The sequence below is a fragment of the Dyadobacter arcticus genome (assembly GCF_011762185.1).
GTDB lineage: Bacteria > Bacteroidota > Bacteroidia > Cytophagales > Spirosomataceae > Dyadobacter > Dyadobacter arcticus.
In genome coordinates this window covers 1,254,423-1,276,536 of record NZ_JAASQJ010000002.1, presented here as the reverse complement: position 1 = coordinate 1,276,536, position 22,114 = coordinate 1,254,423, and the positions used below count along the sequence as shown (strand labels likewise).

At 43.4% G+C, this 22,114-nt stretch carries 20 protein-coding genes; 8 read left to right on the top strand and 12 right to left on the bottom strand.

The window, feature by feature from the left end; all coding sequences use genetic code 11:
* Nucleotides 1-3 precede the first annotated feature (3 nt).
* Nucleotides 4-1,278, bottom strand: coding sequence for a Gfo/Idh/MocA family oxidoreductase (locus FHS68_RS13240; protein WP_167270733.1), 1,275 nt, complete (start codon nucleotides 1,276-1,278; stop codon nucleotides 4-6).
* Between the two features lie 81 nt (nucleotides 1,279-1,359).
* Nucleotides 1,360-2,919 (bottom strand): acyl-CoA carboxylase subunit beta, encoded by a 1,560-nt coding sequence (locus FHS68_RS13235; RefSeq protein ID WP_167270731.1) that lies wholly within the window; start codon nucleotides 2,917-2,919, stop codon nucleotides 1,360-1,362.
* Between the two features lie 104 nt (nucleotides 2,920-3,023).
* Here FHS68_RS13235 and FHS68_RS13230 point away from each other — a divergent pair, with 104 nt between their 5' ends.
* Nucleotides 3,024-4,517, top strand: a complete 1,494-nt coding sequence (locus FHS68_RS13230; RefSeq protein ID WP_167270729.1) for a PhoX family protein — start codon at nucleotides 3,024-3,026, stop codon at nucleotides 4,515-4,517.
* On the opposite strand, the gene FHS68_RS13225 is transcribed toward FHS68_RS13230, so the two are convergent.
* The 5 genes from FHS68_RS13225 to pyrF all read right to left on the bottom strand — a co-directional run bounded on the left by FHS68_RS13225 (nucleotide 4,518) and on the right by pyrF (nucleotide 11,700).
* Nucleotides 4,518-6,011: an ATP-binding cassette domain-containing protein gene (locus FHS68_RS13225; RefSeq protein WP_167270727.1), complete on the bottom strand. Its 1,494-nt coding sequence runs from the start codon at nucleotides 6,009-6,011 to the stop codon at nucleotides 4,518-4,520. It lies immediately after the preceding gene.
* Nucleotides 6,012-6,131: 120 nt separating this feature from the next.
* Complete coding sequence (locus tag FHS68_RS13220) at nucleotides 6,132-6,683, bottom strand: type 1 glutamine amidotransferase domain-containing protein (RefSeq protein WP_167270725.1); 552 nt, start codon at nucleotides 6,681-6,683, stop codon at nucleotides 6,132-6,134.
* Between the two features lie 209 nt (nucleotides 6,684-6,892).
* Nucleotides 6,893-9,496 carry an ATP-dependent chaperone ClpB gene (gene clpB, locus FHS68_RS13215; RefSeq protein WP_167270723.1) on the bottom strand — a complete coding sequence of 868 codons (2,604 nt, stop codon included), beginning with the start codon at nucleotides 9,494-9,496 and terminating at the stop codon, nucleotides 6,893-6,895.
* A gap of 136 nt (nucleotides 9,497-9,632) precedes the next feature.
* The gene (gene lysA / locus FHS68_RS13210) at nucleotides 9,633-10,862 is read right to left on the bottom strand and encodes a diaminopimelate decarboxylase (RefSeq protein ID WP_167270721.1); all 1,230 of its coding nucleotides are present in this window, start codon (nucleotides 10,860-10,862) and stop codon (nucleotides 9,633-9,635) included.
* A gap of 10 nt (nucleotides 10,863-10,872) precedes the next feature.
* Nucleotides 10,873-11,700: an orotidine-5'-phosphate decarboxylase gene (gene pyrF / locus FHS68_RS13205; protein ID WP_167270719.1), complete on the bottom strand. Its 828-nt coding sequence runs from the start codon at nucleotides 11,698-11,700 to the stop codon at nucleotides 10,873-10,875.
* 108 nt (nucleotides 11,701-11,808) lie between these two features.
* On the opposite strand from pyrF, the gene rfbC reads away from it, so the two are divergent.
* A complete protein-coding gene (rfbC, locus tag FHS68_RS13200) occupies nucleotides 11,809-12,354 on the top strand; it encodes a dTDP-4-dehydrorhamnose 3,5-epimerase (RefSeq protein ID WP_167270717.1) in 546 nt (181 codons plus the stop codon).
* Nucleotides 12,355-12,363: 9 nt separating this feature from the next.
* Here rfbC and FHS68_RS13195 read toward each other — a convergent pair whose 3' ends face one another.
* The 4 genes from FHS68_RS13195 to FHS68_RS13180 all read right to left on the bottom strand — a co-directional run bounded on the left by FHS68_RS13195 (nucleotide 12,364) and on the right by FHS68_RS13180 (nucleotide 15,766).
* Nucleotides 12,364-13,044 (bottom strand): type 1 glutamine amidotransferase domain-containing protein, encoded by a 681-nt coding sequence (locus tag FHS68_RS13195; protein ID WP_167270715.1) that lies wholly within the window; start codon nucleotides 13,042-13,044, stop codon nucleotides 12,364-12,366.
* A 78-nt stretch (nucleotides 13,045-13,122) separates the two neighbouring features.
* Nucleotides 13,123-13,782, bottom strand: a complete 660-nt coding sequence (locus FHS68_RS13190) for a response regulator transcription factor (RefSeq protein WP_167270713.1) — start codon at nucleotides 13,780-13,782, stop codon at nucleotides 13,123-13,125.
* A 5-nt stretch (nucleotides 13,783-13,787) separates the two neighbouring features.
* The gene (locus FHS68_RS13185; RefSeq protein ID WP_229211877.1) at nucleotides 13,788-14,633 is read right to left on the bottom strand and encodes a sensor histidine kinase; all 846 of its coding nucleotides are present in this window, start codon (nucleotides 14,631-14,633) and stop codon (nucleotides 13,788-13,790) included.
* A gap of 722 nt (nucleotides 14,634-15,355) precedes the next feature.
* Entirely contained in the window at nucleotides 15,356-15,766 is a 411-nt protein-coding gene (locus tag FHS68_RS13180) for a hypothetical protein (protein WP_167270709.1), read from the bottom strand.
* A gap of 410 nt (nucleotides 15,767-16,176) precedes the next feature.
* Here FHS68_RS13180 and FHS68_RS13175 point away from each other — a divergent pair, with 410 nt between their 5' ends.
* The 3 genes from FHS68_RS13175 to FHS68_RS13165 all read left to right on the top strand — a co-directional run bounded on the left by FHS68_RS13175 (nucleotide 16,177) and on the right by FHS68_RS13165 (nucleotide 17,728).
* Entirely contained in the window at nucleotides 16,177-16,452 is a 276-nt protein-coding gene (locus tag FHS68_RS13175; protein ID WP_167270698.1) for an Rdx family protein, read from the top strand.
* A 249-nt stretch (nucleotides 16,453-16,701) separates the two neighbouring features.
* On the top strand, nucleotides 16,702-17,124 hold the full coding sequence (locus tag FHS68_RS13170) for an Hsp20/alpha crystallin family protein (protein WP_167270696.1): 423 nt from the start codon (nucleotides 16,702-16,704) through the stop codon (nucleotides 17,122-17,124).
* 268 nt (nucleotides 17,125-17,392) lie between these two features.
* The gene (locus FHS68_RS13165; RefSeq protein WP_167270694.1) at nucleotides 17,393-17,728 is read left to right on the top strand and encodes a hypothetical protein; all 336 of its coding nucleotides are present in this window, start codon (nucleotides 17,393-17,395) and stop codon (nucleotides 17,726-17,728) included.
* A 3-nt stretch (nucleotides 17,729-17,731) separates the two neighbouring features.
* On the opposite strand, the gene metG is transcribed toward FHS68_RS13165, so the two are convergent.
* Entirely contained in the window at nucleotides 17,732-19,804 is a 2,073-nt protein-coding gene (gene metG, locus FHS68_RS13160; RefSeq protein ID WP_167270692.1) for a methionine--tRNA ligase, read from the bottom strand.
* Nucleotides 19,805-19,967: 163 nt separating this feature from the next.
* On the opposite strand from metG, the gene FHS68_RS13155 reads away from it, so the two are divergent.
* From FHS68_RS13155 to FHS68_RS13145, 3 genes are all read left to right on the top strand, one after another.
* Complete coding sequence (locus FHS68_RS13155) at nucleotides 19,968-20,126, top strand: hypothetical protein (RefSeq protein ID WP_167270683.1); 159 nt, start codon at nucleotides 19,968-19,970, stop codon at nucleotides 20,124-20,126.
* Nucleotides 20,127-20,231: 105 nt separating this feature from the next.
* Entirely contained in the window at nucleotides 20,232-20,978 is a 747-nt protein-coding gene (locus tag FHS68_RS13150) for a hypothetical protein (protein WP_167270681.1), read from the top strand.
* A 113-nt stretch (nucleotides 20,979-21,091) separates the two neighbouring features.
* Complete coding sequence (locus FHS68_RS13145; RefSeq protein WP_167270679.1) at nucleotides 21,092-22,096, top strand: NAD-dependent epimerase/dehydratase family protein; 1,005 nt, start codon at nucleotides 21,092-21,094, stop codon at nucleotides 22,094-22,096.
* Nucleotides 22,097-22,114 lie beyond the last annotated feature (18 nt).

The window sequence follows — 22,114 nt, the reverse complement described above, 5'->3', positions numbered from 1 at the left end:
TTATTAGATCGTCCAGGGACCGCGCATGGGCTGGTTGACCAGGCGATTTGCACCCTCATCGTCAATGAACTCCTGTTTTTCAGGATCGAATTTCAGAGAGCGGCCGAGTCGCAATGCGACTAAACCCATATTGACAATGGTACAGGAGCGGTGTCCGTTTTCCTCGTTGAGCGCGAATTTTTTTCTGTTTTTAACCGCATCAACAAAGTCAGTAACCTGTGGTTCAGGATCGGGAAACGCGGCGAGTTTCTTTTCAAGATCCAGAATGTCGGATTTGAAATTAGGATAGAGTTTTCCTTTTGGGCCTTCAATGTAAGCTACTTTCTCATCTTTCGCTTCTCCGTCGAGCACGATCTGGCAGCCATCGGCATAAGTATATGTGATGCGTCTCCACGTTCCCACAGCTTCCGAATGTTGCTGAGGCGCATCGATTTCGACGCTCACAGGACCGGTATCATCTTTACCAAGGAAATATTGAATTGGGTCAATGTAATGCTGGCCCATATCTCCCAGACCGCCGCCATCATAATCCCAGTAGCCGCGAAAAGTCTGATGAACCCGGTGCTCACTATACGGTTTGTACGGAGCTGGGCCAAGCCACATGTCGTAATCGAGTTCCGCTGGTACTGGCTGAGGTGCATTGTTGGTTTTGCCAACCCAATAAAATTTCCAATCGAAACCGGTGTGCTTGCTTACGGTAACTTTCAGCGGCCAGCCTAGTAACCCACTCTGAACCAGTTTTTTAATCGGTTTTACGGTTGTTCGCATCCCGTAAAAATTATCTTCAAACCTGAACCAGGTGTTCAGGCGGAATATCCTGCCATGCTGCTGGACAGCTTCTACCAATCGCTTTCCTTCACCGATGGTTCGGGTCATCGGCTTTTCACACCAAACATCCTTTCCTGCCCTGGCAGCGTCCGCAGCAATGATCCCATGCCAATGCGGGGGAGTTGCAACGTGTACGATATCTATCTCAGGAAGCTGGATGAGCTCGCGGTAATCCGAAAAAGTTTTCACACCCTTATCGACCATACTTACGGCCGTTTCCAAATGCTTTTTGTCCACATCGCAAAGGGCGACGACTTTTGTGCCCGCATATGGAATATGTCCGCGTCCCATTGAACCGGTTCCAACAATTGCTTTCGTCAGCTGGTCACTCGGGGCAATGTAACCTCTGCCCAAAACATGGCGGGGTACAATTGAAAACGTGGCCAGCGTAGCAAGCGAACCTTTGATAAAGGTTCTTCTTGACGCAGAAAGGCCTATTTTTTCTTTCATTGGTTAAGTATGTTTAGGAAATGAAACTAATTACCAAGTGCTTGTAAATTATAACAATATTTAGAACGTAGCAACGCAAAGTCAAAGCGGTATGTTACCGTGTTTTTTCCGGGGCAACACATCCACCTTGTTTTCAAGCATTTCAAAAGCCCTGATGAGTTTCTTGCGGGTATCTTCGGGATAAATGACCTCGTCAATGTATCCTCGATGCGCTGCACGATACGGATTGGCAAATTTCTCGGTGTATTCTTTGACCTTTTCCTGAAGTTTTTCCTGCGGGTTTTCGGCCTGAGCAATTTCACGTTTAAATATAATTTCGGCTGCGCCGCTGGCACCCATTACCGCGATTTCTGCACTGGGCCACGCGAAGTTCATATCCGCGCCAATGTGTTTGGAATTCATCACATCGTACGCCCCGCCATAAGCTTTTCGGGTGATAACAGTGATCCGCGGTACAGTAGCTTCGCAAAAAGCATACAAAAGTTTCGCACCATTTGTAATGATTGCATTCCACTCCTGATCCGTTCCGGGCAAAAAGCCGGGAACATCTTCTAATACTAATAACGGCACATTGAAACAATCGCAGAAGCGCACAAACCGCGCTGCTTTCTGGCTTGAATGAATATCCAGTACCCCAGCCAAAACTGCCGGCTGATTCGCTACAATTCCAATGCTTCTTCCTGCTATCCTCGCAAAACCAACAACAATGTTCTCTGCAAAATGCTGATGTACTTCAAGAAAACTGTCCGCGTCCGATAGCTCGAAAATAACCTCCCGCATATCGTAAGGCTGATTGGTACTTTCAGGGATAATCTGGTTCAGGGCAGGTCTCGACTCGTCGGCCAATGAATAAGGATATCGGGGCGCATCGTCCTCGCAATTTTGAGGAATATAACTCAATAGTTTTTTGATCGATAAAAGGCATTCTACCTCATTGGCGGAAACGAAATGGGTAACGCCGGACTTCGAAGCGTGGGTCATTGCACCTCCCAGTTCTTCGGAGGTAACTTCTTCATGCGTAACGGTTTTGACCACATTAGGTCCCGTTACAAACATATAGCTGGTATTTTCAACCATCAAAATAAAATCCGTGATCGCAGGAGAGTACACTGCCCCACCGGCACAGGGACCCATTACCGCGGAGATTTGTGGTACGACACCCGAGGCCAGCGTATTTTTGTAAAATATATCGGCATAACCGGCCAGGGAAACAACGCCTTCCTGGATCCTGGCCCCGCCTGAGTCATTGAGACCAATTACCGGTGCGCCATTCTTCATGGCCAAGTCCATAATTTTACAAATTTTCTCGGCATGCGTTTCCGAGAGTGAGCCGCCAAAAACAGTAAAATCCTGCGCAAAAAGATAGACGATCCTGCCGCTGATCTTACCATACCCGGTAACTACGCCGTCGCTCAGATAATGTTCTTTGTCCAGGCCAAAATCGTTGCTTCGATGCAAGACAAATTTGCCTATTTCCTCAAACGATCCTTCATCCAATAAAACAGAAATCCGCTCTCGTGCCGTTAACTTTCCCTTTTGATGCTGCGCCTGAATTCTTTTTTCGCCCCCGCCCAAATCGGCCTCCTTGTTTTTTTCATCTAAGAATTCTTTTTTTAAATGCGCAGCAGAAACTGATTCCATGTAATACGTGCCGATATGGTTACTTTTGTCTTGAACAGTTTATAAATATAGCGTCAATTTACTGATTCGGGAAATTATCGATTTCTTATGAGGCAAACCTTAATATGAAAAAACCTTACCTGGTTAGAGGAAAAACCTCCATTATACTTATCATTTTTGGTTTTCTGATCATGGCTGGGTGCGAGAAGGATACCAACACGCCGCCCTCTCCGCCTGATCCGCCCGACCCTCCTGTTAATTTTGTCAAATTAGAAAACAGGTCCGTTACACCTGCATTGGTGCGGTCTCTTGTAGGTTTTGAAAGTTTGAAAATAACCACATTAATAAGCTCCGACGACACGCTTTCTGACTCAAAGTCTTTCATTTATGGCGCCCAGCCCGACGGAGCGGCATTGATGAAAGACCCAGCACGAGACGGATATGTGATGGTGTGCAATCATGAGGGCCTTTTCTCCGTATCGCGGGTTTTTATGAACAAAGAATTGAAACCGGTAAAAGGAGAATATATTCTGGACGCCGAGGGGGCTCAATGGCGATTGTGTTCTGCTACCTTGGCTACCCCTGCCGAGCACGGCTTCGGGCCGCTTTTTCTGACAGCTGGGGAAAGTGGGTCAGAATCCATGACACATGCGATCGATCCGCTGGCACCAGCGGATAAGAAGAACCATTCAAGAACGGTACCTGCATTTGGTAAGTGGAATGCTGAAAACGCAGTTCCGCTTCCAAAAGACGCTTTTCCGGGCAAAACAGTAGTGTTAATTGGCGAAGATCACGCCGACGGCCAGCTGGTTGCCTACATTTCCGATGTAGTAGGGGATTTGGTGAATGGCAAGTTGTATGCATTACGAAGGACAAATCAGGAAAGTGTAGAGACGGAAATGGTAAAGGGGCAGGTGTACGATGTAGAATTTGCGCCTTTTGACGATGTTAAGAACAGTACAGGAATGCAGTTGCAGACACAGACTGTTGAGAAAAAGATGATCCAGTTCGCCCGGGTAGAAGATTTGGACTACCGAAAAGGTGGAAATGGGGCTGGGAGAGAAGTTTATTTCACAGCATCCGGCATTAGTCAGGGGGATAAAGTTTCTCCGTTTGCGGGGAAGAATATGTGGGGTAGGGTGTATCATCTCAAATTAAATGAAGGAAATCCACTGAAAGGCCAGCTTAAAATTGCGATGGATGGGGAAGACAAGCCGGGTAGTTTTATTGTCAATCCCGACAATATTTGTGTGACAAAAAATTATGTCTACGTCCAGGAAGATGGCGATTCGCACTATCAGAAGAACGATCACGACGGCACAATCTGGCAGTACAACATGGGTACAAAAGAAAGCAAGGCAATGCTCCAAATGCATCACCGGCGTGAGGACACGGCATTTGATGCCAAATACAACACGACCAAAAACTATGCACTCAGTACCTGGGAGTACGGTGCAATGATAGACATTTCGAATATTATAGGTATTCCGGAAACATTCATGATTAACCTGCACATCCACACCTGGCAGGACGAAAGGTTCAAAGGCGCGGACGGAAGCGGCCTAAGCACCAATAAAGAGGGTGGACAAACGGTGATTGTGCAGGGAATAAAACAGTGATCATGAAATAACCCTACCATTTTCCAACTTCAAAAAGCGGGTGACACATTCCGGAATCTCATGCGGATAATGCGAAACGTAGATTAATGTCCTTTCCGGCGTATCACAAATTGCGTTTACTATTGATTTAAAATATTCAATAGATTCTGTGTCCAGGCCCTGGCAAGGTTCGTCAAGGATCAGTAACGGCGGATTTTTAACCAAAGCTCTTGCAAGCAATATCATTCGCTGCTGACCTTTTGAAAGCTGGGAGAAATCTTTTTCAATCAAATGGGAAACGTGCAGAAGCACAGCAACTTGTCTTACTCGTTGGACCTGAAATTCAGTTAGCTTTTTGAAAAAAACACCGGTTGCGTCGAAAAAGCCGGATGCGATGGTTTTAAATACCGTTGTATTTCTTGGAAAATACAGGTGAAGCTCGGGGGATACGTGTCCAATTTTCTGCTTTATGTCCCAGATTGACGCGCCACTACCGCCTCTTTTTCGATCAAATAAATCAAAATCGTTGGCTAAACGCTGTGGATTATCTGCTGTGATAATGCTTAAAAGTGTGGATTTGCCTGAACCGTTCGGGCCAGACAACGCCCATTTTTCTCCTTTTGTGATTTTCCAATTCACATTGTCTAATATGAGTTGATCATGATAGCGGACCGTAATGTTCCGAAGATCCACCGTGGATTGAAAATCAGTATGCTCCGGCTGCCCGAAATCGGCTAGTGCAATTGGATCGGGTTTTGGAAGATCGGCTGGTTCTATTGTTGCCTTAAAATGAGTTACCGACGAAGTTCTCCGGATTTTACCGGCATCCAGTTCCAGTACATGCGTAATGCAAGGCGGAATTTCGGAAGCAGTGGTTGCCATGATAATCGTTACTCCTGCGTCAGTTAAAGTGTTTAACGCATTTCTTAAAACTTCTCTGGAAATTACATCAAGACCGCTGAATGCATTATCCAGCATGAGCACTTTTGGTTTTTTAAGAAGCGATTTGGCCAATAACATCCGCCGCGTCTCGCCATTCGAAAGGGTCACAAAAGCGTGGTCGAGCAGGTGGGTGATTGATAGGAGATCAGCAACTTTTGCAAGATCCTGCTCATTTACTTTGGAAGGTTCCAGTTTAACGGATTTTTCATCAATGGTTCCCACCGGTTTGAGCTGATCGGTGAGAATGGCCCGCAAGGTTGGCGCGCGCTCTGCTTCGTAGGCGTAAAAACGCTGCTGATAATATTCGGCCCCTGCGCTGACAATGCGATTGAAGGAATAGTCATTTGAAACAAGCTCTATCGTTTCACGCAGCGGCGCATCCCAACTGTATGTAAGTTTTCCTGAAATTACCGGCCATTTTCCCGCAAGGATATCAAGTAAAATCGTCTTGCCTGATCCATTAGGCCCGATGATCGCCCAATTTTCCCCGGTTTGAGTTTCCCAATTAATATCTGAAAGAACAGTAACATCGTACTTGCGAACAGAAACATTGAGGAGCGAAATATGCGACATGGGGAGGCTTGCGTGAGACGGCAAATATTAAAACTTTGGAGGAGATATGGAAAATAAAAAAGCATCCCGGGGTCGGAATGCTTTAATATGTTTGTTGATAAGTGTCTTATTACATTATTCTTATTGATGAAACTCCATATTGAATTCTTTAATCATTGTGCTGGTAAAAACAGAAAGATCATCGGTTGTTCGACTGGTAATCAATCCATTATTGGTCACTACATCCTGGTCAACCCAAATTGCCCCGGCATTTTCCAGGTCGTGCCGGATCGAGAGAAACGAGGTGAGGGTACGTCCCAATACCACGTCCGCATCAATCAGTATTTGTGGGCCGTAGCATATAGCCGCAATAGGCTTACGCGACGAGAAAAAGGATTTTACGAATTCCACAGCATATGGGTTAATTCTTAAACAGTCCATACCCATTATCCCTCCCGGAAGCAAAAGTGCATCATAATATTCAGGACGTGCCATGGAAAGAGGCACATCCACCTTAAATTTTTCACCCCAATCCAGATGACTCCAGCCTCTGACATAGTTTTTGTTGGGGGAAATCAAATGCGTGGTCGCGCCATTTTGGTTTAGGACTTTTCTAGGGCAGGACATTTCAACCTGCTCAAATCCATCGGCAACAAGAATTGCAACTTTGAATGAATTTAATGACGGTTCCATGGATTTTGTGTAGATATAAGGGTTAGATTATTCAGTCAAATAATTGCACAATAATTATGCCACAATCGTATTCAATCGTTTGCATAGTACGGAAAGGTAAGTTGTTGAATGCAAACCCCAGGTGTGGAAACAGCATTTTGATGCTTATCAATCCAAAACAAAAGGAGCGGCTTTTGGCCGCTCCCTGGATTTATAACTATTTCCGGATATTAAATTTCAACGTTACCTACATTCTCAAATATCAGATCACCTTTGGAATTTAACTCCATCATGATTACTGAATCTTTCGCAACCTGACCACTAAGAATTCCTTTGGAAAGCTCATTCAGGATACGTCTCTGCAAAACCCGTTTAAGGGGGCGAGCACCGTAAGCAGGATCAAAACCGTCTTCGCCCAGCTTTGTCAAGGCTTCGTCCGTTGCATCCAAGGTAATGCCTTGTTCCTGCAGCATTTTTTGAATTCCTTTAAATTGAATGTCTACAATCTTGCGGATGTTCTTCAAGCTCAATGGTTCAAAGAGAACGATTTCATCAATCCTGTTCAGGAACTCTGGCCTTACGGATGCTTTTAGCAAATCAAGAACTGCCTGTTTGGCCTCCTCCACAATCAATGTATGGTTCCAGCCTTCATCCTCGGCAAATTTTTCCTGAATAATGTGGCTTCCCATATTAGAAGTCATAATGATGATCGTATTCTTAAAATTAGCAACACGACCTTTATTATCAGTCAAACGGCCTTCGTCCAATACTTGTAAAAGGATGTTCCAAACGTCGGGATGGCCTTTTTCAATTTCGTCCAGCAAAATTACACTGTAAGGTTTCCTGCGAACAGCTTCGGTAAGTTGTCCACCTTCGTCGTAACCCACATATCCCGGAGGCGCTCCCACGAGCCTGCTTACCGCGTGACGTTCCTGATATTCACTCATATCAATCCGGACCATCGCATTTTCATCATTGAAAAGATATTCAGCCAGCGTTTTTGCCAATTCAGTCTTACCAACACCTGTTGGTCCAAGAAAAAGAAAGCTTCCAATGGGTTTTTTTGAATCCTGCAATCCAGCCCGGCTGCGACGTACCGCATCAGATACCACTCCAATAGCCTCATTCTGACCAGCAACCCGCTGATGCAAATGCTCCTCCAATTGAAGTAACTTTTCACGGTCGCTTTGCAGCATTTTACTAACCGGAATTCCCGTCCACTTAGCAACTACCTCCGCAATGTCTTCCGGGGTAATCTCTTCCTGCATCAGACTATGTTGATTTTCAGAGTTTTGAAGCTCAGCCAGCTTTTGATTAACCTCCGGAATGCGACCGTAACGGATTTCCGCAACCTTTCCAAAATCACCGGAACGTTCAGCCTGCTCTGCTTCCAAACGCAATTGCTCGCTTTGCTCTTTCAGCGCACGCACCTCGTTCACTTTACCTTTTTCATTCTCCCATTGGGCCTTCAAAGTGTTCCTGTCCCCGCTTAGGTCGGCAATTTCCCTGTTCAGGACGGTTTCCTTGTCCTTATTATTTTCTCTTCTGATTGCCTCTCTTTCAATTTCCAGCTGCATGATCCGGCGGTTCAGTTCGTCCAGTTCTTCTGGCACACTATCCATCTCCAATCTAAGCTTCGAAGCCGCTTCGTCCATTAAATCGATGGCTTTATCTGGCAAAAACCGATCGCTGATATATCTGTTGGATAACTCAACTGCCGCAATAACCGCGTCATCCTGAATCCGTACCCCGTGGTGCAATTCATATTTTTCCTTAATACCCCGCAAAATACTGATTGCATCCGGTATGTTAGGTTCGTCCACCATCACAGCCTGAAAACGACGTTCCAGCGCCTTGTCCTTTTCCATATATTTCTGGTACTCCTTGAGAGTCGTAGCACCAATCGCGTGTAATTCGCCGCGGGCCAGGGCCGGTTTCAGCAGGTTGGCTGCATCCATCGCGCTTTCTCCTCCTCCCCCGGCTCCGATTAATGTATGAATTTCGTCGATAAACAGGACAATTTCACCTTCCGAGTCGGTCACTTCCTTGATCACTGCTTTGAGACGTTCCTCAAATTCGCCTTTGTATTTCGCACCCGCAATCAGGAGGCCCATATCAAGCGAAACAACAATTTTAGACTTCAGATTTTCAGGTACATCTCCCTGCACAATCCTTTGCGCAAGGCCTTCTACAATGGCAGTTTTACCTACACCGGGCTCGCCCAATAAAATGGGGTTATTCTTGGTACGGCGGCTTAGGATCTGCAAAACACGCCTGATTTCTTCATCTCGTCCAATAACAGGGTCAATTTTTCCGGCCTTTGCCAATTCATTTAAATTTTTGCTGTATCGCTCCAGTGAACGATACTTTGCTTCTGCATTTTGATCTTTCACAGGATTATTTTTTCCTCTAAGTTCCTTTATGGCGTTAATAAGTTCTTTTTCCTTAATCCCAACTTCTTTCATCAGATTGGCGGTGGTATCTTTTCCACCAAGGATGCCCAGCAAAATGAGTTCGATACTTATAAATTCATCTCCGAATTCCTTTAGGTAATTTTGCGCTTTTCCGCCTGCGGCAGCCATTTCATTACTGAGATAAGGCTGACCTCCACTCACCCGCGGATAGTTGTCCAGAATTTTTTGTAAACGATTATTGAGAATATCGGTACTGATATTCAATTTATTAAAAAGGAAAAGGGAAGTATTTGGGTCCTCCTCTAAAATGGATTTGAGAACATGGCCCGTCTCAATCGCCTGCTGCTGATTGCCCTGGACCATTTGCGCGGCATGCTGAATTAATTCCTGCGCCTTGATAGTATATTGGTTAAAGTTCACGGCGTTGATTTTATTAATGATGTATTGGACCACCAAAAATCATGTGCCTGGGAGTTAAACCGGAAATTTTGACATTATAATATCGCAAAGTGAAAATTGCCGGACAAAATGGCAATAAAGAGCATTCGCTGCATCATTACATTCCAAGTTGCGTTTGCAGCAAATCTTCCAATGTTTCACGTCTCCTAACCAGCCTCGCCTGGCCGTTATCAATCAAAACTTCGGCCGGTCTTAACCTTGCATTGTAATTGGAGCTCATCGTAAATCCGTAAGCGCCGGCATTGAGGAAGGCCAGGATATCGTCTTTCCGCACTTCCGGAAGTTCACGATCTGACGCAAAAGTGTCTGTCTCGCAGATATAACCTACGACATTGTAGGATTTGAGCGCACCGTCGGGATTAGATAGATTTAGAATGTGGTGATAGGACCCGTACATCATGGGCCTTATCAAATGATTAAGTCCGGAATCCACATGTACAAAATTCCGGGCCGGATCCTCTTTAACGACTGTTGTTTTTACTAATAGATAGCCTGACTCACTTACCAGAAATTTCCCTGGTTCAAACCAAAGCTGTAACTCCCGGCCATATTCTTTGCAAAACGTTTTAAATCGCTCAGAGATTTTTTCACCGAGCAAATCCATATCCGTAATGGCATCGCCAGGTAAATATGATACCTTAAATCCTCCTCCCAGATCGATGATTTCAAGATGTGGGAAGTGTTTTGCTGTCTCAAATAAAATATCAGCTACCTTCAAAAACGGTTCTGCATCTTTAATGTCAGAGCCTGTATGCTGATGTAGTCCAATGATTTTAATGTCGTATTTCTTTACCACTTCTAAAATCTGATCAAGCAGTAACACTGAAATGCCAAATTTAGAATCGGCATGGGCAGTCATAATTTTAATGTTTCCACCAGCTGCCACATTGGGTTTGATCCGGATCAGACAAGGTTTGGTATTGCCATACGTCTGACCGAACCATTCCAGCAGAGGCAGGCTGTCCACATTTACAATGGCACCCGTTTCTACGGCCTCCCTGACTTCCTCAAATGGCACACCGCTGGGTGTAAAGGTGATTTGAGATGCATTATATCCTGCAAGCTTTCCCATTTCGAGCTCTCCCGGAGATACAACATCCAATTCTACTCCAATTTCCCGCATCAATTTTAAAACTGCCAGATTGGTATTTGCCTTACAGGCATATTTAATCTTCATATTGATCCCGGCAAATGCATGCAGGAGTTCAGCTACCTTTCTCCGGATCGTTCCGCCATCATAAACATAGAGCGGACTTCCAAATTGTTCTGTTAATTGGATGGGATCGATTCCCTGGATTAAATAGTTCTGGGGTTCAGTGCGTTGCATTGGAGGTAACCTAATTACAATATTTGTCAAGATAAATTTCCATTTCTTTTTGAAGCGCCAACGCTTCCTTTTTTGCCTTTTCTGCGAAATCCAGACCGTTTCCTGCATATATAATGCTTCTGGACGCATTAACCAACAGCCCGCAACTCGAATTCATCCCAAACCGCGAAACCTCTTCAAGATTACCGCCCTGAGCGCCTACACCGGGAACCAATAAAAAATGATCCGGAATGATGGTGCGTATTTTCCGAAATTCCGAAGCCTGTGTTGCACCTACCACATACATCATCCGATCGGGGCCAGCCCAGGTTTGTGAAGTTTTCAGGACTTCCTCGTAAAGCGAGGAGCCATTAAAGCCTAACCTCTGAAAATCGAAACTGCCTGGATTGGAAGTCAGCGCAAGCAATATGACCCATTTCCCTTCAAATTCCAGGAATGGTTTAACAGAGTCACTTCCCATATACGGAGCTACCGTCACCGAATGAAAATCCAAACCGGAAGACTCAGGATCGAAAAATGTCCTGGCGTACAGTCCGGAGGTATTTCCAATATCGCCACGTTTGGCATCGGCAATTGAAAAGTGATTTTTAGGGATATATTCAACGGTCTTTTGAAGGCTTTCCCAGCCCTTCGGACCCAGCGCTTCATAGAATGCTATATTGGGTTTAAAAGAGACGCAAAAGTCGGCTGTAGCGTCAATGATTTGTTTGTTAAATTCAAAAATCGGGTCGGCTGCATTGCGCAAATGGGAGGGAATCTTGCGGATATCCGTGTCAAGCCCAACACACAAATAAGATTTTTTCAGTATAATTTGTTGAAAAAGCTCTTGGTAAGTCATGATTTTGGAAATAATGCGCCGAAATTACAACCTCTAACAATAGATTCATAAATTTGCCGGTAACATTAGTCTCAGCGCCTCCAATCCTTCGAAAAATTATATTCATACATGCAGATCCGAGAAACATCTATTGCCGGTTTAGTTGAAATTTTCCCCCGTGTCTTCGAAGACGACCGTGGAATGTTTTTCGAGTCATTCAATCAGCAGGTTTTTGATAAATTAGGTTTGCCTGTCAATTTTGTTCAGGATAATCAGTCCTTTTCAAAAAAGGGTGTAGTAAGGGGATTGCATTTTCAAAAAGCACCTTTTGCTCAGGGAAAATTGGTTCGGGTAATCTCAGGAAGGGTTTTAGATGTAGGCGTGGACATTCGTCCTGATTCTCCAACATTCGGCAAACATGAAATCTTTGAATTGCGTGGGGACCGCAATAATTTTGCCTACATACCAGAAGGCTTTGCGCATGGATTTGTGGCTTTGGAGGATTCTGTTTTTAGCTATAAATGCACCAACATTTACAATAAGGAATCAGAATCCGGGCTTCTCTGGAATGATCCGGATTTGGCTATCGACTGGGGAGTGTCCGATCCTTTGGTTTCAGAAAAGGATGAAATTTTACAAACATTTAAGGAGATGTTTGCAGATTTTCGGGTTTAGGCGGCTATTTTATTTTTCAAAAAGTTCTTCCAATGCTTTCGAGGCCACCTTTCGAGCGGAGCTAGGGTTTTGACCTGTGATTAGTCTCTCATCCATTTCAATAAACTCCATAAAGGGAATCATGGATTTTGTATAATGTGCACCCTGTTCTTTGAGTTTATCTTCAAGGTAAAAAGGCACTTCGCTTACAAAGCTCATAAGCGTTTCCTCAACATTCGAAAACCCTGTCAGATATTTGTCCTGAATCAGCGGGGAGCCATCTGTAAGCCTTACGTTTACAAGACCAGATACACCGTGACATACGGCAGACACCATTCCGTTGTGCTCGTAGATATATTGGGTGATTTTTTGAAGTTCACCATTTTCGGGGAAATCCCACATAGCTCCGTGTCCACCCGTAAAGTAGATGAGCCGGTAATCTGAGGCATGTATTTCGGATGGTTTGAGCGAATGCTGTAACTTTTCTTTAAAGGCCGCATTCTCCCAATAAAGCGCATTGCATTCGTCTTTCAGATCCATACTTCTTTCGTCAATGGGAATATGTCCTCCTAGCGGACTGACGAAATCCATCAGGATCTTTCTTCGGATCATTACATCGTAGAAGTGAGTGAGTTCACTCAGCCATAAACCCGTTTTAGAAGATTTGGTTGGGTAGGCGTCGTGATTTGTGCAAACAATCAGGACTTTCATAGTATGGTGAAGGTATGTACTTCGGGAAAGATACTATAAAATCTGTGTAGTTTCAGCGAAGATAGCTGCGGAATAATGTCAGGAAAGCAGCTGGTTTTTGTAGGCAAAGGACACTGCGGCAGCCGTACTTTTCGTACCGGTTTTTTCTAAAACGCGTAATCGGTGGCCTTCAACGGTTCTGACACTTATAAAAAGCTTATCGCCTATTTCGGAAGTAGAAAGTCCGTCACATATCAATTGGAGTACTTCTTTTTCTCTTGTTGATAAAGCGACATTGCAGGCATTTGGAAAAAAAGGATGCTTATTTACCTGCCTGTTCACCATTTTACGGTGCATGGCTTTGGACACGAAATCATTGTAGTAAAAGCCTTCCTCATCGACCCGACGGATCGCTTTCTCAACTTCATCGGGACTGGTATCTTTTAATAAATAACCCTGTACCCCTTTTTCAAGCATGTGGATCACGAAACGGTCCTCATTGTACATAGAGACTACAATGATCTTAATGTTGGGAAATTTTTCAAATGCTGCTTCGGTGGCCTGTATGCCATCCATAACGGGCATCTGCAAATCCATAAAAATAATATCCGGCGTATTTGCTGGGAGGCGGTCAAGCAGTTCCTGACCATTTGCAGCTTCAAGAATAAATTCGAAATCGGGAATCCCGCTCAGCATGGAGATGAATCCCTTTCTGAATAGTTCGTGATCGTCCGCAATTCCCAATTTCAGAGTTCTCATAAGTTTTAGATATTCACACGTTCCCTTCGGAATGGATGTAAAGGTTCAGGTTTGTTCTCTGATAGCGGCATGACCGGGATCTGCGCCAATGCGGACGAACCTCCTTTCAATGGTTTTTCATATTGAACCGTTCCGTTTACGATAGCAAGACGACTTTCGATCCCCAATAACCCCAGTCCTGCAAGATTATTTTCTTTGATTTTTTCGGGGTCAAATCCAACGCCGTTGTCAGTTACACGTAAACTCACAAATCGGTCATTTGTTTCCAGTACGATTTCAATTTTGGAGCAACTGGCGTGTTTAATGGCGTTATTGACCAATTCCTGCATGATCCTGTAAAGGGTAAGTTCCAGCTTTTGTCCCTGGCGCGGAAACTCCTCAGTATTGGCGTGGAATGAAATAATCAGGCTATTGTCTTCTTCGAGCTTATCAATAAATTCCTCAATGGCCTCAAGAAGCCCAAAGCGTTCAAGCGTGGTGGGTACCAGGTCTCGGGTAATTCGCCTCACATGTAAAATCGTTTCTTCAACCAGAGACTGCGACTTTTTCATGATCGACTCTTCTTTCTCATCCCCATTTTTACTGATCATCTTATTCAGCTGATTGAGGCTCAGTTTGGTAAGAGATAGCATGGTGCCAATGTCATCGTGCAAGTCCTGCGCGATACGTCGTCTTTCTGTTTCTTCTGAATTAAGCGCGGTGTCGAGGAGTAGGCGGTTGTAGTTTTTTTCGATGTCATTCAGCTTTTTCTCTTCTTCAAACCGCCTCTTTTGATAATACATAATAAACAGGATAACAAAAAATGACATAAGAATCATAGCCAGAGAGGCTATGAGCAGAACCCACTTCATTTGCTCACTGTTTTGCATAGGATTCGAATGAAAAATTCCAAAGACCAACGCTGATGAAAATTGCGCATACAATTTCAAAAATATACGGCACGTAATATACAAATCCTATGTCTAGTGGATTATTCCATTTTTCAGCATAGTGCAAAACAGGAGCAATACAAACAAGGCTCGAAAAATACAGCAGAAATCCCGAACATACCCAAAAGAAAGGAAAGTTCAGCAGGTTCGGGATTTTGAGTAGCAACATGATTTCATACAAGTACAACAAAATCCAAAATATCATTAGCAAACTCAACACCGTTCCAGAATAGAATACCAATTGTTGTTCGTGCAAATTTGAAAATTCTGGATTTATGTAAACCATATCCCAAATCGAGAACAGCGTAAATAATCCAATAGACCAAATTAGCCACTTTTTATACCGCGTTGTTTCAAATTTATGATAAAACATGCTACCGATTAAGGCATAGTACACAGGTATACTAATATTGTAATAAACAACCGTACTCTGTTTAATGGAGGCAAAGTGAAACATTGTCAGATCGATTACCAGCTTAGTGATCAGGTAGATCAAAAGAGACGAAAAACTTGCTTCACGATATGTCTTTTTGAACAGCGATACGATTAGAGGGATGAAAGTGATAAAAACGGCAATACATATAAATGTGTGTTTTTGACAAAAAGAGATGTAAATCTCAATCATTTAAATGATCGTTTAAATATTACCTACCACAGATATGTGGACATACTGGCCCATTACCCATCGCCTTTGCTTCCGCTGCCATATCCTTCAAACCTCCACCTACACTTACGAGGCCAGTCAAATCAACACCATGTGAATCAACCGGTACAATAATTAAACGAGGGGTTGGCTTACCTTTTTCATCAACTTCTGGTTCACCATCACTGTGAATTTCATTTCTTAATCCATAATATACGCGGAAACCAACAGGTTCACCTCCGCATTCATCCAGCAATTGCTTAAATGTTTCTAATCCAAAGAATTCGGCTTCTACATAGTTATTTGCCCCCTCTCTCTCGATGGCTTCTCTTTGCTCTTGATGGCGAGCAGTGAAAAGCTTGGCTTCTTTAACAGAAATTAGATCACCTTCTGTTCCCCTGTATTGTGGCATGGTCATAAAATTTTAGGACGGTTATATTAATGATATTGGTAAAGTTAGTCGCCAATCATATAGCGACCAAGTAGCGTTGTGCATATTGAGTTAACGGTCTAGTCGTAATCGCCTGGCAGTCAAAAGATACATAATCAAGCCACATTGAAATCGCGTAGTTTTACCTTGCATAATGCGGATTCTTACGAACAGGGCCCGCATTGTTACCTGTTTCGAAAAACAGGGATTTTCACTCTAAAAACCGGTTGTGGCCTGCTATACATTTGTAAAGCGTTAAGGAAGACTCACAAAGACTTTCTCATCAAGATTAAAGGGTTAGGTTAACATATGAAAGCCGTGAGGGATTCCTTCACGGCTTTTTTGACTTTTAAAACTTAATTTGGAGCATCTCAAGCGTATTCACAAATCTTATGAAACCTACAATAACAATAGAATATTGCCCCAAATGCGGTTGGTTGTTACGTTCTGCTTGGATGGCGCAGGAATTGCTGACCACTTTCACGGATGATCTTCACGCTATACAGTTGGTGCCTTCGGAAGTGAGTGGCAGGTATACCATCAAGCTTAACGAAGAACTGATTTGGGATAGGAAGCGCGAGGGGCACTTCCCTGAACCAAAGGAAATCAAGCAGAAAATCCGGGACATCATTGCTCCCGACCGAAGCCTCGGACACAACGACCGATAGTGCCCGGAATTTCAGGCAGACATTATGTCGTAATGGGTATATAGATACTGCTATTCTGTCCTGATTCACGGTTATTGTAATTTTCTTTTTGAAATATGGTATAACTTAAAAGTTAAGGTTAACCAACTGATTATAAATACCTTGTAATTGATCGTCAGTTTGCCGATCCTGTTTTTTTTCATAAATCCGATCTTTGGCACGCAGTTTTTCGTTAATGTTGAAAACTTGTGAACCTAAAACGCGATAGCTATGGAAAGCAAACTGAAAATACCACAGGAAATGTTGATGAACATCGATTTCATCAACACGATCAATGGTGGAATGAGTGAGCCCGCGATAAAGCTTGACAGAGGGTCAGATGGTTTCGAAGTTGTTGTAAAAATTCCTGGTATCGAGGTTGAGGATTTGCAATTGGAAGTAGTCAAAGGAAAGAGAAATACAAATAATCTTAAACTTTTTCATTTGTTACCTATATTTTCACAAGAAAGCCTTGCCGAAGATGAGCAGTGGAAAACAGTTCGATTCATCAATACTTTTGTCATTCCTGAGGGAGTAGACTTAGAACATATTTCAGCAAAATATGACAACGCATTAAGGCACTTGGTGCTGTTTTTGCCATATGGAAATGAGCAGGGCGACTTTCACCGGAAGGTTGAAATCGAACGCTGGTAATTCTCAAATTTGTATCTAACTAAGTTGCCTGGCAGTTTTTACTGCCAGGTTTTTTTATTTTAATGCCATTTTAATATAACACCTGATATTATAACTAAGGCCCATCCGGCTTCCAAACGTTGATTTGAATTACTTTACTACCAAATTGTATCCATCCAATAGATTATATTAAGATATAGTAAACATTTCGATTTTTATAAAAAAATGGGGGTTCATATCAATATCTTAGCATTGATATTTTATAAATTACCCTTACAAACTCAACGTTATGAAAAAATCCAATATTTTCGCTTACATCGAACTGACTAAGCTTGTGGACGAGCTAAAAGTATCAGCTGAAACAGGAAAACTTAAACAAAGATTAAAATCTCAATCTGCTTATTTCAATATTATTGAGCCGAGATATTTTTCAGAGGGACTGGTAAGTGAATGGGAGAATATTCTTAGCGTAATCAAACAAAAGGGTGCAAAAACCAACGAGGAGGGAAAGGTTGTGTCGAATGCCGTCAGCAATACCATTGACCATCTGAGTGACAAGGAATGCCAGATATTGGTTGATAAAATCCAAACTGTCTATGCTCAGGTAAAGCAGGAATTTCAGTAAAGTCTAGTTAACAGTTCCTCCGTTCCAAACTTCTTTGCCGGGCTGAACAAAAGCCAGGCTTCCGTCCCGATCCTCCGCCATGAGGATCATCCCATGGCTTTCCATTCCCATCATTTTGCGCGGGGCCAGATTAGCAAGATAGAGGACCTTATTTCCGATAATTTCCTCAGGTTTGAAATGTTCCGATATTCCGCTCAGAACTGTTCGCTGCTCCGATCCTATGTCTAAGAGCAGTTTTAGCAACTTTTTACTTTTTGGAACACTTTCTGCGGCAACGATTGTCGCGATACGGATGTCCATTTTCGCAAAGTCATCGTATTGAATTTCTGATTTAATGGGGGTAACCGTTTTGGTTTCCAATTCATTCATTTTTTTTGCCTGATGCAGTTTTTCAACTTGTTTTTCAATTACAGCATCTTCGATCTTTTCGAAAAGCAATTTAGCCTCAACTAACGGCTGTCCGGCAGGCAGCAAATCCGCTTTGCCGGCATTTTTCCAAAGACAATCCGTTAATGCGAATTGCGCTCGAATTTTTGCTGCGGTAAATGGTAAAACAGGCTCTGAAACAATCGATAACGAAGCGGATATCTGCAATGCAATGTTCAGGATGGTGTTCACACGCTCCGGATCGGTTTTGATTACATGCCAGGGCTGGGTATCCGCCAGGTATTTATTACCCAACCTTGCCAAATCCATAATCAACGCCAATGCTTCACGATACCTGTAATTTTCTATGGCATCTCCAATCCGCTTTGGAAAAGCTTGAAGTTCATTTAAAGCATTTAAATCAATGTCTTCCAGGACGCCAGCGGCCGGAACTTTACTATCGCAGAATTTCTGGGTCAGGACGACGGCGCGGTTTATAAAATTGCCGAAAATACCCACTAACTCGCTGTTATTGCGTGTTTGGAAATCTTTCCAGGTAAACTCGCTGTCCTTGGTTTCCGGTCCGTTTGCAGTAAGCACGTAACGCAGTACATCTTCTTTGTCCGGAAGTTCTTGCAAGTATTCGTGCAGCCAAACTGCCCAGTTTCTGGATGTAGAAATTTTATCTCCTTCCAGGTTCATAAATTCATTTGCAGGCACATTGTCGGGAAGGATATAATTGCCTTCGGCCATCAGCATGGCTGGAAAAATGATGCAATGAAATACAATGTTGTCTTTTCCAATGAAATGCACCAGCTTCGTTTCATCATCATCATCTCCTGTCGGCTGCCACCATTTTTTCCAACCCTCGTCGGTGCCGTTTTGCTGGATCAACCAGTCTTTTGTCGCAGAAATGTAACCAATAGGTGCTTCAAACCACACATAAAGCACTTTTCCTTCGGTATCGGGTACGGGTACCTTGATTCCCCAATCCAGGTCGCGCGTCATGGCTCGTGGTTTCAGACCATCTTTCAGCCATGATTGGCATTGTCCGAAAACGTTGGTTTTCCAATCCTTATGACTGTTAATGTAATTTTCAATTTGCGGCTGCATCTTATCAAGGGGCAGGTACCAGTTTTTTGTCGCTTTCAGGATAGGTTGTGCGCCGGAAAGTGTGGATCTCGGGTCTTTCAACTCAAGAGGGCTTAATGTCGAACCACACCTTTCACATTGATCGCCATAAGCATTTGGGTTTGCACAAACAGGGCAAGTTCCTACAATGTATCTGTCGGCAAGAAACTGTTGAGCCGTTTCGTCAAAATACTGCTCGGTCGTTTCTTCAATGAAGACATGTTTATCATACAAGTCTTTGAAGATTTCCTGAGCTGTTTCATGGTGGATTTTCCGGCTTGTCCGCGAGTAAATATCGAACGAGATGCCAAGGTCACGAAATGAATTATCAATTTGCGTATAGTACTTATCGACAACCTGTTGCGGTGTTAATCCCTCTTTTTTTGCACGGATAGTGATAGGTACCCCGTGCTCGTCGGTACCGCTGATAAACGCCACTTCTTTTTCATTGGAACGAAGATAGCGAACGTAGATATCAGCCGGAATATAGCATCCGGCCAAGTGGCCAATGTGAATAGGCCCATTGGCATAAATGAGCGCTGCGGTAACAGTATATCTTTTGGGATCGGAGATCGGCATTTGTCAAATAAAAGGATATCGAAATGCAAAATTAGCAAAAAGCCTTGCAGTACGCGATTGTGAAAGGCCGATAATTTACGACAGCCGGAATACCGCTACACTTCTTTTGGTTTGAAAGTATTTTTAATATACTTGTATCGATTTACACTGTACACTCACCTCCATGAAAGAACAATTCAAGACCCGCCAGCAGCTGGCAATTGAACTGGGCGTATCAACCCGCACGCTTTCCAGAAAGCTAATCGCCCTTCAGATCAGCATTCCGCCCGGGCTGATTCCTCCTAATTTGTACACGCAGATCTTAGAAAAAATTAGGGGTTGATTAGTAAGTCGGACTTTGTCAGGTTTTGTCGAATCTTATCTAATTATCGCTGTTGCCATTGTGGGGTATTTAAGGGATGTTTGTAAGGTACCAACTGACACCACTATGAAACTGAAAACACCAAAGTTTGCGGCTATATGCTGCCTTGTTTTCCTGATCTTCAGTTGCTCAGAAAATGAATCCAATGAAACAGACAAGGAATTCCAATTCAGGAAAGAGCAATTGGAATTTGACAATGAAATGTTCCCTGTCTATGATCTTGGCAACGTTAAGCAACATCAACTGGTGCGGATGGAGAGCGAGCAAAGTGCGAAAGAACGTCTTCGCAAATTTAATCCAATCGAAGTCCCTTCCACCATTTCAGGCACCTCGTTAATAAGTCGGTGGAAAGCGATAAATTTATACAAAGCGTTCGCCTACCTGCATAGTTCGGATACGATAATGATCCGTCAGTTTCGGTCCAATTATGCCAAGCTCGTTCTCACGACCTACGATGTGTTGGAAAAAGGCAACTATTCCGACATTACCTATTTTACCCGGGAACTCATTGAGTCGGAAACCGGCCGTTTTAAACTGATTTTGAAAGGATTGCAAAAGATAAAAGGGAACTGTGAGCCCAGAGTTTATGATAATCTGGTATTGACCACCCAAAAGCAAATTGACATAAACATTGAACATCTTAAAATTTCGAAAAGGAACTTGCCTGTCTTACTGCAAAAACTTAAAGATGGACAGCTTGATATAGGGGAAAATATGCGAAAAGAATTTATTGCGGCTATTTCTAGGGCAGACAATTTATCAACAAAATTAGCGAAACTAGAAAAGCACCATCAAGAGATAGCGAATCTCTAATTATTGTATTTGACCTAAGGTAAGTACCAGATTCCTTCTGCATAGCGGAAGGAATCTTTTTTTGTCCTTACTTTGAATGCCGAACTTTGGCCAACGCATTTTGTTAGAAATCTATGAAAGTTCTTATTACCGGTGCCACAGGTCTTGTGGGCAGTGCTGTTGCAAGAAGGTTTTTGTCGGACAATTATGAAGTGCTCGCATTGTACCGTCGGGGTGCTGATCGTAGTTTGCTATCGGATGTAGATTCCAGGGTAAATTGGGTAGAGGGGGATATCATGGATATCAGTTCATTGGAAAATGCAATGGAAGGCGTTGATTTCGTGGTACATACGGCGGCGGTTGTTTCATTTATTCCAAAGGACCGCAAGATAATGTATAGGGTCAATGTAGAGGGAACCGCCAATCTTGTTAATGTTTGCCTGAATTATCCAGTCAAAAAATTATGTCATGTAAGCAGTATTGCGGCCTTGGGCAGGCCCGATTCCCGAAAACTAATACCTGGAAAAACAACAATGCTGGACGAAAGCCAGCGATGGGAGGATTCGCCGGAAAATTCGGAATATGCCAAAACCAAACATCTGGCTGAATTGGAAGTATGGCGCGGGATTGCGGAAGGATTGAATGCCGTGATCGTAAACCCAACATTGATCCTGGGAGAGGGCGACTGGAACAAAAGCAGTACTCAGATCTTTAGGTATGTTTATCAGGAAAAGCCATTTTTCACCGAGGGTATAGCCAATTATGTTGATGTCCGGGATGTCGCGGATATCGTTTTTCGTCTCTTGCATTCAGAGGTGTCCGCCGAAAGGTTCCTGTTGAATGCGGGAAGCATTTCCTATAAAAATTTGTTCAGTATGATAGCCGTTGCCATGAACAAAAAAAAACCATGGCTTAGGGTTGGGCCAGGGCTGGCCGGCATAATTTGGCGGGTTGAAGCATTGAGGACATTTTTGCTTGGAACCAAGCCATTGATTACGAAAGAAACGGCCCAGTCGGCGGCAAGAAATATCAGTTATCGTAATGATAAAATCAGAAATATCTTGAATTTTGAGTTTCAACCGCTTGAAAAAACGGTGGCCAGGGTCAGCGAAAGTTTGCTGAAGCAGAGTTTGAATTAAGCGAAATATTTTTATAAC

Bases quoted from the DNA above. Each gene is read 5' to 3' on its own strand.
- FHS68_RS13235 (WP_167270731.1), bottom strand. From the start codon at position 2,919: ATGGAATCAGTTTCTGCTGCGCATTTAAAAAAAGAATTCTTAGATGAA.
- rfbC (WP_167270717.1), top strand. From the start codon at position 11,809: ATGCAGATCCGAGAAACATCTATTGCCGGTTTAGTTGAAATTTTCCCC.
- FHS68_RS13230 (WP_167270729.1), top strand. From the start codon at position 3,024: ATGAAAAAACCTTACCTGGTTAGAGGAAAAACCTCCATTATACTTATC.
- FHS68_RS13170 (WP_167270696.1), top strand. From the start codon at position 16,702: ATGGAAAGCAAACTGAAAATACCACAGGAAATGTTGATGAACATCGAT.
- FHS68_RS13145 (WP_167270679.1), top strand. From the start codon at position 21,092: ATGAAAGTTCTTATTACCGGTGCCACAGGTCTTGTGGGCAGTGCTGTT.
- FHS68_RS13195 (WP_167270715.1), bottom strand. From the start codon at position 13,044: ATGAAAGTCCTGATTGTTTGCACAAATCACGACGCCTACCCAACCAAA.
- pyrF (WP_167270719.1), bottom strand. From the start codon at position 11,700: ATGACTTACCAAGAGCTTTTTCAACAAATTATACTGAAAAAATCTTAT.
- FHS68_RS13185 (WP_229211877.1), bottom strand. From the start codon at position 14,633: ATGAAGTGGGTTCTGCTCATAGCCTCTCTGGCTATGATTCTTATGTCA.
- FHS68_RS13165 (WP_167270694.1), top strand. From the start codon at position 17,393: ATGAAAAAATCCAATATTTTCGCTTACATCGAACTGACTAAGCTTGTG.
- lysA (WP_167270721.1), bottom strand. From the start codon at position 10,862: ATGCAACGCACTGAACCCCAGAACTATTTAATCCAGGGAATCGATCCC.
- FHS68_RS13150 (WP_167270681.1), top strand. From the start codon at position 20,232: ATGAAACTGAAAACACCAAAGTTTGCGGCTATATGCTGCCTTGTTTTC.
- metG (WP_167270692.1), bottom strand. From the start codon at position 19,804: ATGCCGATCTCCGATCCCAAAAGATATACTGTTACCGCAGCGCTCATT.
- FHS68_RS13155 (WP_167270683.1), top strand. From the start codon at position 19,968: ATGAAAGAACAATTCAAGACCCGCCAGCAGCTGGCAATTGAACTGGGC.
- FHS68_RS13225 (WP_167270727.1), bottom strand. From the start codon at position 6,011: ATGTCGCATATTTCGCTCCTCAATGTTTCTGTTCGCAAGTACGATGTT.
- FHS68_RS13240 (WP_167270733.1), bottom strand. From the start codon at position 1,278: ATGAAAGAAAAAATAGGCCTTTCTGCGTCAAGAAGAACCTTTATCAAA.
- FHS68_RS13175 (WP_167270698.1), top strand. From the start codon at position 16,177: ATGAAACCTACAATAACAATAGAATATTGCCCCAAATGCGGTTGGTTG.
- FHS68_RS13180 (WP_167270709.1), bottom strand. From the start codon at position 15,766: ATGCCACAATACAGGGGAACAGAAGGTGATCTAATTTCTGTTAAAGAA.
- FHS68_RS13190 (WP_167270713.1), bottom strand. From the start codon at position 13,782: ATGAGAACTCTGAAATTGGGAATTGCGGACGATCACGAACTATTCAGA.
- FHS68_RS13220 (WP_167270725.1), bottom strand. From the start codon at position 6,683: ATGGAACCGTCATTAAATTCATTCAAAGTTGCAATTCTTGTTGCCGAT.